15 protein-coding genes, 1 tRNA gene and 4 pseudogenes are annotated in these 15,975 nt (G+C 65.9%); 17 read left to right on the forward strand and 3 right to left on the reverse strand.

Features of this window, described 5'->3' with window-relative positions; translation table 11 throughout:
- Positions 1 to 410: 410 nt before the first annotated feature.
- Entirely contained in the window at positions 411 to 713 is a 303-nt protein-coding gene (locus E6W36_RS15100; protein ID WP_222873118.1) for a hypothetical protein, read from the reverse strand.
- A 287-nt stretch (positions 714 to 1,000) separates the two neighbouring features.
- Between E6W36_RS15100 and E6W36_RS15105 the strand changes: the two genes are divergently transcribed.
- The 7 genes and pseudogenes from E6W36_RS15105 (at position 1,001) to E6W36_RS15135 (ending at position 5,756) form a co-directional block, all read left to right on the forward strand.
- On the forward strand, positions 1,001 to 1,363 hold the full coding sequence (locus E6W36_RS15105) for a hypothetical protein (RefSeq protein WP_222873119.1): 363 nt from the start codon (positions 1,001 to 1,003) through the stop codon (positions 1,361 to 1,363).
- A gap of 229 nt (positions 1,364 to 1,592) precedes the next feature.
- On the forward strand, positions 1,593 to 1,799 hold the full coding sequence (locus E6W36_RS15110; protein WP_222873120.1) for a hypothetical protein: 207 nt from the start codon (positions 1,593 to 1,595) through the stop codon (positions 1,797 to 1,799).
- A gap of 14 nt (positions 1,800 to 1,813) precedes the next feature.
- Entirely contained in the window at positions 1,814 to 2,359 is a 546-nt protein-coding gene (locus tag E6W36_RS15115; protein WP_222873121.1) for a hypothetical protein, read from the forward strand.
- On the forward strand, positions 2,359 to 3,867 hold the full coding sequence (locus E6W36_RS15120; protein WP_222873122.1) for a type IV secretory system conjugative DNA transfer family protein: 1,509 nt from the start codon (positions 2,359 to 2,361) through the stop codon (positions 3,865 to 3,867). The genes E6W36_RS15115 and E6W36_RS15120 overlap by 1 nt, the downstream gene beginning before the upstream one ends.
- A 255-nt stretch (positions 3,868 to 4,122) precedes the next feature.
- Positions 4,123 to 4,422: a hypothetical protein gene (locus E6W36_RS15125; protein ID WP_222873123.1), complete on the forward strand. Its 300-nt coding sequence runs from the start codon at positions 4,123 to 4,125 to the stop codon at positions 4,420 to 4,422.
- Between the two features lie 121 nt (positions 4,423 to 4,543).
- A pseudogene (locus tag E6W36_RS15130) lies at positions 4,544 to 4,849 on the forward strand (recombinase family protein); the annotation flags it as partial.
- 121 nt (positions 4,850 to 4,970) lie between these two features.
- Entirely contained in the window at positions 4,971 to 5,756 is a 786-nt protein-coding gene (locus E6W36_RS15135; RefSeq protein WP_222873124.1) for a recombinase zinc ribbon domain-containing protein, read from the forward strand.
- A 168-nt stretch (positions 5,757 to 5,924) separates the two neighbouring features.
- Here E6W36_RS15135 and E6W36_RS15140 read toward each other — a convergent pair.
- Positions 5,925 to 6,014, reverse strand: a tRNA-Ser gene (locus E6W36_RS15140).
- A gap of 255 nt (positions 6,015 to 6,269) precedes the next feature.
- Between E6W36_RS15140 and E6W36_RS15145 the strand changes: the two genes are divergently transcribed.
- The 10 genes and pseudogenes from E6W36_RS15145 (at position 6,270) to E6W36_RS15195 (ending at position 14,570) form a co-directional block, all read left to right on the forward strand.
- A complete protein-coding gene (locus E6W36_RS15145; protein WP_222873125.1) occupies positions 6,270 to 7,280 on the forward strand; it encodes a lytic murein transglycosylase in 1,011 nt (336 codons plus the stop codon).
- The gene (locus E6W36_RS21035) at positions 7,205 to 7,399 is read left to right on the forward strand and encodes a lytic murein transglycosylase (RefSeq protein ID WP_281277559.1); all 195 of its coding nucleotides are present in this window, start codon (positions 7,205 to 7,207) and stop codon (positions 7,397 to 7,399) included. The genes E6W36_RS15145 and E6W36_RS21035 overlap by 76 nt, the downstream gene beginning before the upstream one ends.
- 111 nt (positions 7,400 to 7,510) lie before the next feature.
- On the forward strand, positions 7,511 to 8,098 hold the full coding sequence (locus E6W36_RS21040) for a septal ring lytic transglycosylase RlpA family protein (RefSeq protein WP_281277361.1): 588 nt from the start codon (positions 7,511 to 7,513) through the stop codon (positions 8,096 to 8,098).
- Between the two features lie 28 nt (positions 8,099 to 8,126).
- Positions 8,127 to 8,276 (forward strand): hypothetical protein, encoded by a 150-nt coding sequence (locus tag E6W36_RS15160; protein ID WP_222873126.1) that lies wholly within the window; start codon positions 8,127 to 8,129, stop codon positions 8,274 to 8,276.
- Positions 8,276 to 9,076 (forward strand): annotated as a pseudogene (locus E6W36_RS15165) (D-alanyl-D-alanine carboxypeptidase family protein); the annotation flags it as partial. The gene E6W36_RS15160 and the pseudogene E6W36_RS15165, both read left to right, overlap by 1 nt.
- Before the next feature lie 246 nt (positions 9,077 to 9,322).
- Positions 9,323 to 9,927 (forward strand): annotated as a pseudogene (gene tmk / locus E6W36_RS15170) (dTMP kinase).
- Positions 9,924 to 12,305 (forward strand): annotated as a pseudogene (gene metG, locus E6W36_RS19650) (methionine--tRNA ligase); the annotation flags it as partial. The pseudogenes tmk and metG, both read left to right, overlap by 4 nt.
- 118 nt (positions 12,306 to 12,423) lie before the next feature.
- Positions 12,424 to 13,206, forward strand: a complete 783-nt coding sequence (locus E6W36_RS15185; RefSeq protein WP_222873127.1) for a TatD family hydrolase — start codon at positions 12,424 to 12,426, stop codon at positions 13,204 to 13,206.
- Complete coding sequence (locus E6W36_RS15190) at positions 13,203 to 13,967, forward strand: MBL fold metallo-hydrolase (protein ID WP_222873128.1); 765 nt, start codon at positions 13,203 to 13,205, stop codon at positions 13,965 to 13,967. Before E6W36_RS15185 ends, E6W36_RS15190 begins: the two co-directional genes overlap by 4 nt.
- Before the next feature lie 105 nt (positions 13,968 to 14,072).
- Positions 14,073 to 14,570 (forward strand): retropepsin-like aspartic protease family protein, encoded by a 498-nt coding sequence (locus E6W36_RS15195; protein WP_222873129.1) that lies wholly within the window; start codon positions 14,073 to 14,075, stop codon positions 14,568 to 14,570.
- Between the two features lie 83 nt (positions 14,571 to 14,653).
- On the opposite strand, the gene E6W36_RS15200 is transcribed toward E6W36_RS15195, so the two are convergent.
- Positions 14,654 to 15,148 carry a helix-turn-helix domain-containing protein gene (locus tag E6W36_RS15200; protein WP_222873130.1) on the reverse strand — a complete coding sequence of 165 codons (495 nt, stop codon included), beginning with the start codon at positions 15,146 to 15,148 and terminating at the stop codon, positions 14,654 to 14,656.
- Positions 15,149 to 15,975: the final 827 nt, after the last annotated feature.

A 15,975-nucleotide genomic window follows, 5' to 3' on the forward strand; every position in this document is an offset into this window, starting at 1 on the left:
GTTCAGGGGCAGGAACGACCCTTGGTCGTGTCCACCGCGAAGGTGGTGCGTATCCAATCCGCATAGGGTTGGTCGAGGGTGTCCAGAGGGGCGGCGATTGCGCCCCTTGGTCATGGGGGTGTCGGGGAGCAGGAACGCGTCCCCGACTGGTGATGCACCGGCCAAACGGTGCTGCGGCGGGAGCGGCCCTGACCATCGGGAACGGGCCTCAGCGATCCGCCGCTCAGCCGGAGGGATGCAACGGGAGCGCGCAGCGGCCTCCCTTGCCAAGATGAGCGTTTGGCAAAGCCGTGCCGAAGGCATGGCTTTGTATTACAAACGCACATCTTGCGGTTAGCGCAGCACCGTCTTTTCTGATGCTCATGATCTGGCGCAGCGTCGAGCGGGCCGCTCATCGCAGCCCGTCCCCTCTAGCTTTCGATTTTGACTTTCGGCCTCGGGATGAAGTTGGATGGCAGGAGCCAGACGCCTTCACCGGCGCGGAAATGGGTGTCGGAGGTGAACGCCACCCAAACGCCGCTCATGTCGCCATAGCCGCAATCGTCGGGCAGGAAGGAATGAAGCGCCCAGGCCGATGCTATGGATTGGTAGCTGGCGATCTGGACCGCGCCATCCTCGCTATAGGTGGTTTTCATGCCGTAGTAGTGGTGGCTGTCATCCGGTAATGGGGTTTCGCCACTGTGGATGATGGCCTGGGGTGTCATGTTGTTCATGGTCGCTCCTGTCATTGGGATCAGGGTTATTCCCGATCATGCGACAGGGCGGGCACTCGGACGCAGCGGGTCACAGGGACCGAAACGGTTGGCTTTGCCCCGCGCTTCGCACGCCGGTCACGGCGGCGCGCGGGATCGCAAAGCCTCTGTTTCGCAACCCTTGACCCATAGACGCGGAACGAGGGGCAACATGGCGCATGATCGGTTCTGATCCGACGAACTTTTCCCAGACCTGGGCTGAGCCTGCGCCATTGTCCGCAGCACGCATCAAAGGCTAGGAGAATCGTATGCGTGTGTCAGTCTGGCTGGTTCGTCAGTTCATCCGTCTGTGGCCGCTTCGTGGCGGCATCGTCATTCCGAAGCCGCCGGAAGAGAACGTCTGGTACGCGGACCCGCCAAGGGTAAAGCCGCGCCGCCGTCCGCTCTATCTGCCGACCGATGAGGAACTGGGACGACGCGCCTATATCCGCCAGCTTGCCCGTGATCTGCGCGAGGTGCCGGTGTCCCGCCGCAAGTTCCTCGATTGGGTCGCGGACGAGATTTACGCTGCCGATGGCCGCTATGTGGACATGGGCGGCAATCCCGTTTCCATCGGCGATCCGGCAGAGCCGCTGCCCCGGATGAAGGCAAGTGGACGGCCGACTTCATGAAGTGGGCCGACCGCGAGCCGAAACAGGCGATCCAGAAAAAGTCATCCCGCGCATAAGGTCGCTGGCGATGGCGAGAGCCGCGTGGCACGACCGGATCGGCAAGACGCCCGAAAACTGAACTTCCTTGTGGGCCGTGGCGATGTCGTCGCGGCCCTTTCCCTCGCCTTCTTCCCGGCCTGTGTCGCGTTTTCTGCTCTGCTTCCTCCGGCACTCTCACCGGAGAACAGCGATGAAGATCAAGTATGGCCCGGACGGCTCGGCGGAACAGGAGAACCTTCCGACGCTCCCAGCACCGGCGACGCCTCCCGCCCAGCCGCCGATCATCTATATGCAGCCTCCGTGGCCGCGTGTTCCGGCGGCTGTCTCGTTTCTCGGCTCTATCCTGCTGGCGGGCGCGGCCTTCTTCGGGGCCGAATACTACGCCCCGACGCTCTGAAACCCTCAACGCTGATGGGAACCTACGATGCACGCCTGACTGCCACGGTGCGGGCGGCGGAGTTGCAGCAACAAGCTCACTATGAGAATTGGGCCGAACAGGTCCGCATGGCGGCAGCCCAGAACAATCAGCAGTATCAGGCAATGGCCCAGGCGGTGGTGCAGCACTACAGCGCCACCTACGACCGCGCCCGCATGTATGCGGAAGCGACGACGCAGCTTCAACAGGCTTACGTCCAGCACCGGGTTTCCATCGCCCGTTCGGCGCAAAGCAGCGATACCGGGCTGACCAACTTTGCCCGCTCCTTGGGCCGGATCATCAGCCTGTTCGACCCGGAGCTTGGTCAGGGGCCGCTCGATTATGCGGACAGCCTGACCGAGGAATTGCAGGGCGAGCTTGACGATGCCGTGCGATCCGGCGTGCTGGTCGAGGTCCAGGGCTGGGACACCAATATCCCGTCGCCGGAGATGGTGCGGCGGGAACTCGACCGTTACCGGCCGGTGCAGATTCCGCCGATACCGCCGCTCAGCGACGAAACCCCGCACCAACGGGGCCAGTGATGCGGTTCGGGCAACTGCTCGGCATGATGCCCGGCCTTTACGGGCATTTTGTCCGGGCCGAAGATTTGCGGCGGGCGGAGGACAGCCGCCGCAAGGCGGCGATCCAGCAACAGGTCATGGCCTCGGCCGAAGCGTCGGGCCAGCTCGGCAACGGGCGGCTGGCCACGCTGCATGACGCGGCGCAGGCGGGGATGCTCGATGCGAACGGCCTGTTCCTGGGCGCGCTCGACGGCCGCGCCCTGTTCTTCGCAGGGGACGGCCAGTTGCTCACCTATGCCCGCACCGGCTCCGGCAAGGGCCGCGATACGATCCTGCCGAACCTCGCCCATGTCCGCGACCGCTCATTGGTGGTCGTGGACGTGAAGGATGGGGAGAACTGCTACGCCTCCCATGAACACCGGGCCGGAACGCTGGGCCAGCCCTGCATCTATCTCAACCCGTTCGGGCTGCTCGGTCTGCCGAACACTCGCATCAATCCGCTGCAAGTGCTGGTCGATATTGTCGCCTCCGGCGGCGAGATCGACACGCAAGCGGACGAGATCGCCCAAATCCTGCTGCCGCCCAATCCGAAGGATGGCGATGGTTGGGTGCGGAAGGGCGCGCTGCGCCTGCTCGCCACCCGCATGGAATATCTGGCCCAATGCGAGAGGGAGCTTTGCAGCCTCGGCGGGCTATGGCGGTTCGTGAACGCCGCGCCGGATGACATGGAAACGGCGATGACCATGATGGAGACGTGCGGGATCGAAGGCATCGCCCGGCGTGCCGGGGCGATGCGGGCAACGCTCATGGACGCGCCGAAACAGTTTGAAGCCTATAAGTCGGACGCCATCGAAGCCCTCAACGCCTTCGAGCCGGGCAAGACATTGGAACGCGCCACGGCGGCGCATGATTTCGACTTCGGCAGGCTCAAGCATGACCCCTGCACGGTCTATCTCATCAGCCCATCGGACAAGCTGGGCGTGATCGCGCCGTGGATCAGCCTCATCGTCAACTATGCGATAGAGGCGATTGCGCGGGAGCCGGGGCGGCTGCGCACCTGCTTCATCCTCGATGAGTTCCCGCAACTGCCGCCCGCGCCTGCGGTGATGAAGGCGCTGCGCCTCTATCGCGGCAAAGGAATCCAACTCTGGTTTTTCTCGCAAGGGCGCTACTCGATGGAAGGCCGCTGGTCGAAAGAGGCGGTGAAGGAAATCGAGGACCAGGCCGCGATCTTCACGATGACAGGGGTTGAAGACCCGGACCTGTTGCGGGATGTGGAAAATGGTCGGGCAACCGCACCATCGTCACCCACGGATGAACGTAGGCGGCGGCACGGTCGAAAGCGCCGGGGCCAATCGCGGCGAAACCCGCCGCCCGGTCCTGCAATCAGAGGACATCCGCGCCATCGGCGCGGGTCGCCAGATTATCAAGCTGGCCGGGCTGCCGTCGCTGTTCGTCTGCGACCGGCTGCCGTTCTATGCAGTCGATCCATGGAAGTATCAGATCGAGGATGTGCGCGATCTGCATAAGGGAGTGCAAGTATAGAATATATGCAGCGCAGCATATCAAACTGTTGATAAAACTCAACCATTGCTTGCATAATGGTAAGTAAGAGGTGCCGCTTCGCTTGAAATGAATTGAAGCTCCGGCACCGCATAAACCAATAAAGATTCACGGGACCACACTGCGTAACAGGCGCAGCGGTCGGGCCTTTTCCCATGATCCGCTATCGGACGGCTTATTGTCCCGCCTGTGGCAACCGCAAGGGGATGGGGTGACAAGACGTGTCCGTCATCGGTCGGGAAGATATGATGTTCTATCGCTCTCTGGTTGAGTCAGTCGATATGCCTGACGACCAGAAGGACGAATCTATCCGTGTAATATTCAGTATCGTCTGCTCGTTCATAGATCAGGCGTTTGGCTCGCATCCCGTCCAGTTATCTTTGAAAGAGCGCGCAAATACATGCTTCTCCGGGCGTTCGGACTATGCTAGGATCGCCCACGATCCTGAAGAGGAAGCTGCTGACCTCGAAATAGAGGGCGCGATCAATACTCAAGATTCCGAAGGACATAAAGTGCCGTGACTGAAAAGTCTCCACAGAAGGCGGTGATCTACTGCCGTGTATCGACTAAAAACAGGAGCGCGACGGCAATGGCCTCGGCAGCCAGGAAACGACTTGCCGCGAATATGCCGACCGCAAGGGCTATGAAATCATCAACGTGTTCAGGGATGACCTGACCGGCAAGACCGCCAACCGCAGCGGCCTCAAGGATTTGCTGGCTTTCCTGAAAGCCCGCAAGGGCCGGACGGTCGTCATCATCGACGACCTGAACCGTCTCGCCCGGTCGGTTCGGACGCACTACGCGATCCGCGACGCCGTAGCGAAAGCGGGCGGCAAGCTGGAATCCCCAAGCGTGCCTTTGCCGACGATCCCGACGACGACATACTGGAAATCATCGAAGCGGCTTTCGCGGGCGAGCATCGCCGCAAGAACGCCGAACAGACGCTGAGCCGGATGCGCGCCCGGATGCTGAACGGCTACTGGGTGTTCCATGCGCCTTACGGCTATCGCTACGCCAAAGCGGCAGGGGCGGCTCGATCCTCGTACCGGACAAGCCTGCCGCCACGATCATGCGCGAGGCGCTGGAGGGATTTGCCTCGGGACGGCTGGCGTCGCAGGCGGAAGTCAGGCGGTTTATCCAGAACCACCCGCGCTTTTCTGCCGGTCGGCCCTGCCACCTGACCAACGAACAGGCCATGCGCTTTCTGATTAATCCGCTCTATGCGGGCTATCTCGACAGCGCGAGTTGGGATGTGTCGTTCCGCAAGGCACAGCATGAACCGCTGATCTCGCTGGAAACCTTCCAGCGCATTCAGGACGTGCTGAAAGGCGATGCTAGAACGCCCAATCGCGCCGATCTCAACGCGGAGTTTCCGCTGCGCGGCCATGTGGGATGTTCCTGCTGCGGCCACCCCATGACAGCGACCTTCTCACGCGGGCGGCGCGGCGGGTTGTTCCCATACTATCTGTGCCGCCAGCGCGGCTGTGCGCGCAACGGCAAGTCGATCCGGCGGGCGCAGATAGAGGAAGCGTTCGCCGATCTGCTGCGCGGCCTGACGCCGCGCGCCGAACTCGTCAAGCTGGTCAGCGTCATGTTCCGCAAGGTCTGGGATGACCGGATGCGGACGGTCAAGGAACAGGCGACCTCGCTCAAATCCGAAGCCGCCGCTATCGACCGGCAAATCGCTCAGCTTCTCGATCGTATCGTTGCCACAGACAATCTGACGGTGATCGGCGCGTATGAGCGAAAGGTATCCGAACTGGAACGGCAGAAGCTCCTTCTGGCGGAAAAACCGCCCGTTGCGGGACGGCTCTGCCGGACTATGACGAAACCTTACAAACCCCTGCGGTTTTAGCCAACCCATTGGAATTGTGGGAGAAGGGAGACCTGACGGACAAGCGGATCGTCCTGAATCTGGCCTTTTCGGATCGTCTGATTTTTGATCCCGAAACGGGCTTTCAAACCCCTCAAATATCCTTGCCGTTCAAGGCGTTAGAGGACATTTCCGGCACAAAAGAGGTAATGGCGGAAGCGGTGGGATTCGAACCCACGATACAGTTGCCCGTATGCCAGTTTTCAAGACTGGAGCCTTCAACCACTCGGCCACGCTTCCACACCGATTCTGGGGCTGACAGCTTACGGTCGGCTTATGGGGCGATTTCACCCCTGCCACGCACTGCCACTAACCCGTTGTAACCACACTCCTATTCACTCGTTCTGCCGACAAGCTCCGGTAGCTTTCAAGACTGCTGCCTTAAACCACTCGGCCACCTGTCCGGTGCTGCTGTCTCGCGCGATTTGCCGCGCGGCGCAAGGGGAAGGGTTGGCGCGGCGGCGGCTGGCTGGCACAGTCCGCCCATGACTCGCCTTGCCCCCGTCGCCCTGCTGGCGCTGTGCGCCTGCGCCGCGCACCCCGTGCCGCCCGCTGCAATCGCCCCGTCGCGCCGGTCGTCGCCGCCGCCGCCGCGCCGCCCCTGCGGCACCCGAGACGGAGATCACGGAGCAAGGGCAGGAGGCGGCCATGACCGCGCAGGACATGCAGAGCTTCGACGCCTGGCTGGCCGGCTTTCGCGTGCTGGCGCAGGCGCAGGGCGTGCGGGCGCAGACGCTCGACAGTGCGTTTGCCGGCCTCAGCCCGAGCGCGCGGGCGATCGCGCTCGACCAGGCGCAGCCCGAGACCAGGGCCAGCTATGCCGGCTATCTGGCGCGCCGCCTGACCGAGACCAAGGTGGCGCGCGGCCGCCGGGCCGTGCTCCGCGCGGGCGACGCGCTGGCGACGGCGCAAGCGCGCACCGGCGTGCCTGCGAGCCTGGTCGCCGCCATCTGGGGCATGGAGACCGACTACGGCGGCTTCCAGGGCGATTTCGACGTGGTGCGCGCCCTGGCGACACTCGCCTGGGAGGGCCGGCGGGCCGCCCTGTTCGGCGAGGAACTGCTGGTCGCGCTGAAGCTCCTGGACGAAGGGCGGCTTACCCGCGCGGACTATCGCGGCTCCTGGGCCGGGGCGTACGGCATGACCCAGTTCATGCCCTCGACCGTGCGCGACTATGCGATCGATGCCGATGGCGACGGCACGGTGCGGCTGCGCGAGTCGCTGGCCGATGCCATGGTCTCGACCGCCAATTACCTGGCGCAGTCCGGCTGGCGCGCCGGGCAGGGCTGGGGGCGGAGGTCACGCCGCCGCCGATGCTCGACCGCGGGGCACTCGCCCGCACCGAAGCCGCGCCCCGCTGCCCGCGGGTGTTCGCAGCGCACAGCCGGGCGCTGCCGGTCGGCCAGTGGCGCGCGCTCGGGCTGGCCGGCATTCCCTCCGCCTGGGCCGACGATCTGCCGGCGGTGCTGGTCGAGCCGGACGGCGCGGGCGGCCCGGCCTACCTGACGCTGCCCAACTACCGGGCGCTGCTCCAGTACAACTGCTCGAACTTCTATGCGCTTTCGGTCGCGCTGCTGGCGGACCGGCTCGCCCAGCCGGAGGCGGACCCCGATGCGCAGGGCTAGCGTTCTGCTGTCCGGCCTGCTGCTCGGCATGCTGGGGCCTGCGCCAGCACGCCGCCGCCCAGTGCCGGGGTCAAGCTCGGCAAGCCCTACAGCATCAACGGCCGCACCTATGTGCCAAGGGATGAGCGCGACTATCAGGAGAGCGGCGTCGCCTCCTGGTACGGGCCGGGCTTTGCCGGCAAGCGCACGGCGAACGGCGAGATCTTCGACCCCAACGAGCTGAGCGCTGCACACCGCACCCTGCCGCTGCCGAGCTATGTCGAAGTGACGAACCGGGACAACGGCCGCAGCGTGGTCGTGCGGGTCAACGATCGCGGGCCGTTCGCGCGCGACCGCATCATCGATCTGTCGCGCCGGGCCGCGCAGCTGCTGGGGTTCGACGCCCGCGGCACCGCCCCGGTTCTGGTGCGGCGCGTCTATCCCAAGGGTGCGCCGGTCGCCAGCGCCCCGGACGCCAGTGTGTCGCTGCCGCGCGAGACGCCGCTGTACGTGCAGATCGGCGCGTTCGCCGATGCCGTGCGGGCCGATAGTCTGGCCCGGAGCCTCGGCGACATCGGGCCGGCGCTGCTGCAGCAGGGGCCGGACGGGCTGACCCGGGTGCGGCTTGGGCCGTTCGCTGGACAGATGGATGCACAGCGGGCGTTGTCGGCGGTCCACGCGGCAGGCTATACCGAGGCGCGCCTGCTGCCCGACGGCTGAGCCTCCCTTTAGCAGAAAGCCTTTCGCCTTGTTCCTACGCCTGACCCTGATCGCCGCCCTGACCGCCGGGGCCGCCCACGCCGCAACCTTCGACCCCTCGCGCCCGGCCGTTGGCCCGGCAAAGTCACGCAGACCGCGCCGGTCACCTACGACAGCCGCGCGCCGTTCGCCTTCCTGATGGACGCGGACAGCGGCGCGGTGCTCTACGCCCGCAGCGCGGACGAGCGCATGCCGCCGTCCTCCATGGGCAAGATGATGACCACGCACGTGGTGTTCGAGATGCTGAAGCGCGGCGAGGTGAAGCTCTCCGACACGGTGCGCGTGACCGCCGACACCTGGCGCGCCTGGAACAACCGCGGCTCGACCATGTTTCTCGAGGTCGACGAGGAAGTCGCGATCGAGGATCTGCTGCACGGCATCGTCACCCTGTCCGGCAACGACGCCTGCGTGGCGCTCGCCGAGGGCCTGATGGGCACCGAGGCGGCGTTCGTCGCTCGCATGAACGAGACGGCGCGGCGGCTGGGCATGAAGAACTCGCGCTTCGCCAACACCACCGGCTGGCCGGACCCGAACGAATATGTAACGCCGCGCGACCTCGCGATCCTCGCCCGCTCGACGATCAACGACTTCCCGGACCTTTATAAGCGCTTCTACGCGACCCCGGACTACACGCGGCGGCTCTCCTCCGGCAAAACCATCTACCAGCCCAACCGCAACCCGATCCTGGGGCTGGTGCGCGGTGCCGACGGCCTGAAGACCGGCCATACCGAGGCGGCCGGCTACGGCTTCACCGGCTCGGCCGCGCAGGATGGGGAACGCCTGATCATGGTCGTGAACGGCCTGACCTCGGAAGCCGAACGGCGGGCCGAGTCCGGCAGCTTCCTCAACTGGGGCTTTCGCGCCTTCGAGCGCCGGACGCTGGTGAAGGCCGGGCAGACGGTCGAGCAGGCGCCGGTGTGGCTGGGCGCGCAGGAGACCGTACCGCTGGTCGCAACCCGCGCCGTCACCACGATGGTCCCGCGCGGCAGCGCGCAGGCGGCCCAGGCTGGTCTACAAGGGGCCGATCCCGGCACCGGTCAAGGCCGGGCAGATCGTCGGCACGCTCGAACTGGTCCAGCCGGGCGGCGGGGTGCTGCGCGTGCCGGTCAAGGCCGGGGCCGATGTCGCCAAGGCCGGCCTGTTCGGCCGCATCGCCGCCGGCTTCACGTCACTGTTCCGCTGAGCGTGGCGCGCGGACGCTTCATCACGCTCGAAGGCGGGGAGGGTCGGCAAGTCGACCCAGGCGCGCCGGCTGGCAGACGCGCTCAAGGCGCAGGGCCGCACGGTGCTGCTGACCCGGGAGCCGGGCGGCACGCCGGGGCTGAGGCGATCCGCGCCTTGCTGGTCTCGGGCGATGCCGACCGCTGGGACGGCTGGGCCGAGGCGCTGCTGCTGAACGCGGCGCGCGCCGACCATGTGCGCCGCGTCATCGAGCCGGCGCTGGCGCGCGGGGACTGGGTGGTGTGCGACCGCTTTGTCGACAGCACGCTGGTCTATCAGGGGCTTGCGCGCGGGCTGGGCACCGAGCGCCTGGTGCAACTGCATGACTGGGCGGTCGGGCTGTGGCCGGACCGCACCCTGGTGCTGACCATGGACTCGCAGGCCGCCCTGACCCGGGCGCGCGGCGTCGCCCCTGCCGAACAGCGCTTCGAGTCCGAGGGTGCGGATTTTCATGCCCGGCTGGCGCTTGGCTTTGCCCAACTGGCGGACGCGTTCCCCGAGCGGTGCCGCATCGTGCGCGCCGAGGGCGACCGGATACCGTCACCGCACGCCTGCTGGCGGCGCTGTGACCTCCATCGTCGGGCATGACGCGGCGCAGGCCGCCCTGCGCACCGCCTGGGACTCCGGGCGCATGCCACACGCCTGGATGCTGAGCGGCCCGGCCGGTATCGGCAAGGCGACCCTTGCGGCGCGCTTTGCTGCCTTTGTCCTGTGCGGCGGGCAGGGCGGCGCGGGGCTGTTCGGCGTCGGCGACGATCCGCTTCCGGTTCCGGCCGACCATCCGGCGCTGGCCCTGATCGCCGCCGGCAGCCACCCGGATTTGCGCATCCTGAAGCGCGAGCCGAACGAGCGCGGGGCGCTGCGCAAGGAGATCACGATCGAGCAGGTGCGCCAGCTCGCACCGTTCTTCGGCATTGCGGCGGACGGCTGGCGGGTCGTCATCATCGACGCGCTGGAGGAGATGAACCGCGCTGCTGCGAATGCGCTGCTGAAGATGCTCGAGGAACCGCCGGCCCGAACCCTTTTCCTCGGCGTCAGCCATGCACCCGGCCGGCTGCTGCCGACCATCCGCTCGCGCGTGCGGGCGCTGGCGCTGAAGCCGCTGCGCGACGACCAGGTGGCGCAGGTGCTGGCGCAGCACGGGCAACCCGGGACGCTGGCGGCGCTCGCCGAAGGGAGCCCCGGCCAGGCGCTGCGCTATGCCGGGCTCGATGTCGCCGCACTCGAGCAGAGCCTGGACCGGCTGGCCGGGCCGGACGCCGACGCGGTGCTGCATCAGCTGGCGACCAGCCTGGGCGGCGCTGCGGCGCAGGCGCGGTTCGAGGCGTTTCTGGACCTGGCGTGCCGGCGTATTGCCCTGGCCTGCACAAGCCTGCGTGGGCCGGCCCTTGCCGAAGGTCTGGCGCTGTGGGAGAAGGCGCGCGCGCTGGCTGGCGAGGCAGCCCGCTGGCGCTTGATGCGCGGCTGGTCGTGCTTGAGCTCGGCGGCGGCCTGCGCGACCTGGCTGCTATGTCCAAGAGGAGCGCATGACCCCTATACCATCACGACCGCAATCGCTTACCCGAACGGTGCGCCGCATATCGGCCACGCCTACGAGGCGATCTGCGCGGACGCCATTGCGCGCCACCGGCGGCTGGAGGGCAGGGCGGTCTATTTCCAGACCGGCACCGACGAACACGGCCTGAAGATGGAACAGGCGGGCCGGGCGCTCGGCATCAGCGCGCGCGAGATGGCCGACCGCATGGCCCCGCAATTCCAGGCCATGGATGACCGGCTGAACATCGGCTACGACCGCTTCTTCCGCACCACCGATCCGGACCATTATGCCGCGACCCAGGAACTGTGGCGGCGGATGGCAGCCAACGGCGACATTTACCTCAGCCGCTACGAGGGCTGGTACTCGGTGCGGGACGAAGCCTACTACGACGAAAGCGAGCTGAGCACCGGCGAGGACGGCGTGAAGCTGTCGCCGCAGGGCACACCGGTCGAGTGGACGGTCGAGGAAAGCTATTTCTTCCGCCTCTCCGCCTATCAGGAGCGGCTGCTGGCGCACTATGCCGCCCACCCGGATTTCGTGCAGCCGGAGAGTCGTCGCAACGAGGTGACCAGCTTCGTGCGCCAGGGCCTGCGCGATCTCTCGATCAGCCGCACCAGCTTCCAGTGGGGTGTGCCGGTTCCGGATGCGCCGGGGCATGTGATGTACGTCTGGGTCGATGCGCTTGCCAACTACATCACCGGGGCCGGTTTCCCGGACGAGTCCGGGGCGGACTGGGCGCAGCGCTGGCCGGCCGACCTGCATGTGATCGGCAAGGATATCGTGCGCTTTCATGCGGTCTACTGGCCGGCTTTCCTGATGTCCGCCGGGGTCGCCCTGCCCAGAGCCGTGTTCGCGCACGGCTTCCTGACCAACCGCGGCGAGAAGATGTCGAAATCGGTCGGCAATGTCATCAGCCCGACCGCGCTTGCGGACCGCTACGGCGTCGATCCGCTGCGCTATTTCCTGCTGCGCGAGGTCGCGTTCGGGCAGGACGGCAGCTACAGCGATGCAGCGATCGTGACGCGCGCCAACGCGGAGCTGGCGAACGCATTCGGCAACCTCGCCCAGCGGACCCTGTCCTTCATCGCCAAGAACCTGGACGGCACCGTGCCGAGCTGCGCGCCGGCCGACCCGGCGGATGCCGCCCTGGTCGAGACGGTGGCGCGCGCCGCCGACGGCCTGCGCGCGGCGTTTGCGCGCTATGCGCTTTCGGACGGCATCGAGGCATGGATGCAGGGGTCTACGCCTGCAACCAGTATATCGACGCCCAGGCCCTGGAGCCTGCGCAAGACCGATCCTGACCGCATGGCCGTCGTGCTTGGCGTGCTGGTCGAGTGCATTGCGCGGCTGGCCGTCCTCATTCAGCCGGTCGTGCCGGAGTCGGCGGCCAAACTGCTCGACCAGATGCAGATCCCCGCCGAAAGCCGGCTATATGCCGCGCTTGCTCGCCCGACGGTCGTCCCGGAGGGACAGTCATCGCAGCGCCGACCCCGATTTTTCCGCGTCTCGATCTGCCGGAGGCAGCGGCGTGAGCCTGGTCGACAGTCATTGCCACCTGAATTACCCCGGTCTGGTCGAGGATCAGGCCGGCGTGATCGCGCGCGCGCGCCAGGCCGGCGTCGAACTGATGATCGCGATCGGCACCAAGACGCGCGAATGGCCCGAGGTCATCGCCATCGCCGAGCGCGAGCCGGATGTGGTGGCGACGGTCGGCGTGCATCCGCACGAAGCGGCCGCCGAGCCGGACCTCGATACGGCGACCATCGTCGCGGCCTGCACACACCCGAGGGTCGTCGGCATCGGCGAGACCGGGCTCGACTATTACTACGACAAGAGCCCGCGCGACCGGCAGGCCGCCAACTTTCGCGCCCATATCCATGCCGCGCAGGACACCGGGCTGCCGCTGGTGGTGCACACGCGCGACGCCGAAGCGGACACGCTGGATATCCTGCGCCGTGAAATGGCGCGCGCGCCGTTCACCGGCGTGATCCACTGCTTCACCGCCAGCCAGGCGTTTGCCGAAGCGGCGCTGGCGCTCGGCTTCTACATCTCGCTGTCCGGCATCGTCACCTTCAAGTCGGCGCGCGACCTGCAGGAGACGGCGCGGAGCCTGCCGCTCGAGATGCTGCTGGTGGAGACGGACGCACCCTATCTCGCCCCGGTGCCCATGCGTGGCAAACCCTGCGAGCCCGCCTTTGTCGCGCACACGGCCGCCTTTGTCGCCAATCTGAAAGGCGTCGCGCCGGCCGAACTGGCGCGCATCACCACCCAGAACGCCTACCGCCTGTTTCACAAGGCGGCGCGGCGATGAAAATCCGCATTCTCGGCTGCGGCACGTCCGGCGGCGTGCCGCGCATCGACGGCTATTGGGGGCGCTGCGACCCGGACGAACCGAAGAACCGACGCCGGCGCGTGTCGATCATGGTGGAGGAGGGCGAGACCCGGGTCATCGTCGACACATCGCCGGACCTGCGCGAGCAGATGCTGGATGCCCGCGTCAACCGACTGGACGCCGTGTTCTTCAGCCACGACCATGCCGACCACACCCACGGCATCGACGACCTGCGCGGGCTCTATCAGGCCAACCGCAGGCGCATCGACTGCTATGGCAACGCCGACACCATGGCGACCCTGCGCGCGCGTTTCGGCTATGCGTTCGATGGCGAGAACGGCTACCCCGCCACCTGCGCCGCGCATGTGCTGGGTGGGCCGGTGGTGCGCGGCGGGCTGCATGTCGCGCCGTTTTCCCAAATCCACGGGCCGATCGAGTCGCTGGGGTTCCGGTTCACGGCGAACGGCCGCTACGCCGCCTACTCGACAGACCTGATCGATCTACCTGAAGAATCCTACCCTTACGTCGAAAACCTCGATCTGTGGATCATCGACGCCCTGCGCCCGGAGCCGCATCCGACCCATCTGCATCTGGAGCGCACGCTCGATTTCATTAACCACTTTCAGCCAAAACGCGCCGTGCTAACGCACATGAATTGGGATATGGATTACCGGACGTTAAGCAACAGCCTGCCGGAGCATATCCAGCCGGGCTACGATGGTCTGGAAATTCACCTGTGACGCTTCAGGAGCCCGAGCGGCTCATCTACGGTCTGGTTCTGCTGATGATTGTGTCGCCGGCGCTGTTCTGGCAGGCCAAGCGCGCCGGCATGCCCGCTGTCATGCATGCAGCAGGCCTGGACGCTGATCATCGCCGCCCTGGTCGGCATCGCGCTCGGCCGGCGCGACATCCAGGATCTGATGGCGCACGTCCGCTCCGAACTGGACCCGGCGAGCGGGCGGGTCAGCGCGGGCAGCATTACATTTCCCGCGCGTACGGACGGGCATTTCTGGGTCCGCGCCGAAGCCAATGGCGCGCAGATGTCCTTCCTTGTCGATACCGGTGCCAGTTTCGTCACGCTCTCGCATGCCGATGCGCGCCGCGCCGGCCTGCGGCTGGACAGTCTGAGCTATGTGCTGCCGCTGGTGACCGCGAACGGGGAGGTGCGGGCGGCGCGCGTCACGCTGGATGTCGTGCGCGCCGGGCCGCTGGCGGTGCGCGACGTGCCGGCACTGGTGCCGGAGCGGGACCCGGGCGTCAGCCTGCTCGGCAACAGCTTCCTGTCCCGCATCGGCGGCTATCAGGTCTCGCAGGGGCAGTTGACACTCCACGCCGCGCGTTAGACCCTGTCTTATTCGGGCCGAAGCGGATTTGCTCCAGCCTGAATGAGACAGGATCGATTCAATCTGACTGGGAAGGGGCTAGTTCAGCGTTTGCTGGGCGCCGCCGTCGTGTTGACCGATTGTCTGTATGCGCTCGGGGTCATGCCGGTGTTACGCTGAAACGCTTTGTAAAATGCTGAACGAGAATTGAAGCCCACTGAAAACGCTATGGATTCGACGCTATCGGCGGTGGTGGACAGAAGACGTTGGGCCTCGCGCACGCGGCAGTTGCCAATATAATCAAAGAAGCTCTGCCCGATTGTCTCATTGAGGGTCTGCGAAACATAATTCGCCATTGCGCCGATGTACTCGGAGAGATCGCGCAACGAGAGATTGGGATTGCGGTACAGGTGGTGCTCTTCCATGGCTACTGCGATCTTATCCGCGATCCGCTGTGCCTGCTCGCGCGAGAGTGCCGAACGTTCGTATTTGGACTCGCCGCTATTGCTACGGCTATCGGACGGTGCCGACGCAGGTTCAACAATCGGCGAGGCCGTGAACCCTGGTATTTGTCTTAACCCCAAACCGATACGAACCACACCAGCAACACCGCCATGGTGCTATCCGCTCGGTCATCGAGCAGAACCACGTCCATGAACATGGAGGCGAGTTGCGCTGCGGAGTCCCATAGCCAATAGACGCCTAACAGAAGCGCAAGCACCGATATCCACCAGAGTTCGCGGCGCTCAGTCGTCGCGAACAGGTCCTAAGCCGGCGTCGGTAGGCGACCAGCCTCCTGAGCACCGCTGCTAGGTACCCGCCAGCCTGCACAATCCACACGATCTGGACCACCACGAAGAGGATGACGACGGCTAGAATAGGACCGGAGCGCGGGGTAAGTGCGCCCGAGTTGAGCGCGAGGCGGGTGGGCGTCGGCAGCGCAAAATAGGCGAACAGAAACAGAATGCACACCAAAAGCGGCGCTAGGTGCCAAGCGTCCCGCCATCGCCACGGGCCTCGCTTCGGACGTTAACGCGACCACGTAGAACCAGAACGTCGGCCCCAAGAGAAAGACGAAGGGCAATTGCATGGCGGTTAAGTCGCCGCTGAACGCCGGCTCCAAGCTGATCAACAAGCCGAGGGCGTCCGTGACAGCGTTCGCGGCAAGGAAGGCACCGAGCGGTAGATGGGCAGCGTAAGGTGCAGGTCGCGTCGCCAGGAGTGTTATCGTCAGGGCACCTTGCGCAAGCGCGGCGGCGCCAAGTGCAATAGTCACTACGTCCGCCAAGGCCAGCTCCAGCAATTTACACGCGTGGTCGTAATTATCAGGGTTGCATGAAGGCGTTATGAATGACTAGCCCGTGCTCGATTTCAGTGGCGTTGCGATGTCTTCGCCTATCGGCGGAGACGCGGCAGCCGTCCTCGC

This window comes from Hankyongella ginsenosidimutans, from assembly GCF_005144965.1.
Taxonomy (GTDB): domain Bacteria; phylum Pseudomonadota; class Alphaproteobacteria; order Sphingomonadales; family Sphingomonadaceae; genus Hankyongella; species Hankyongella ginsenosidimutans.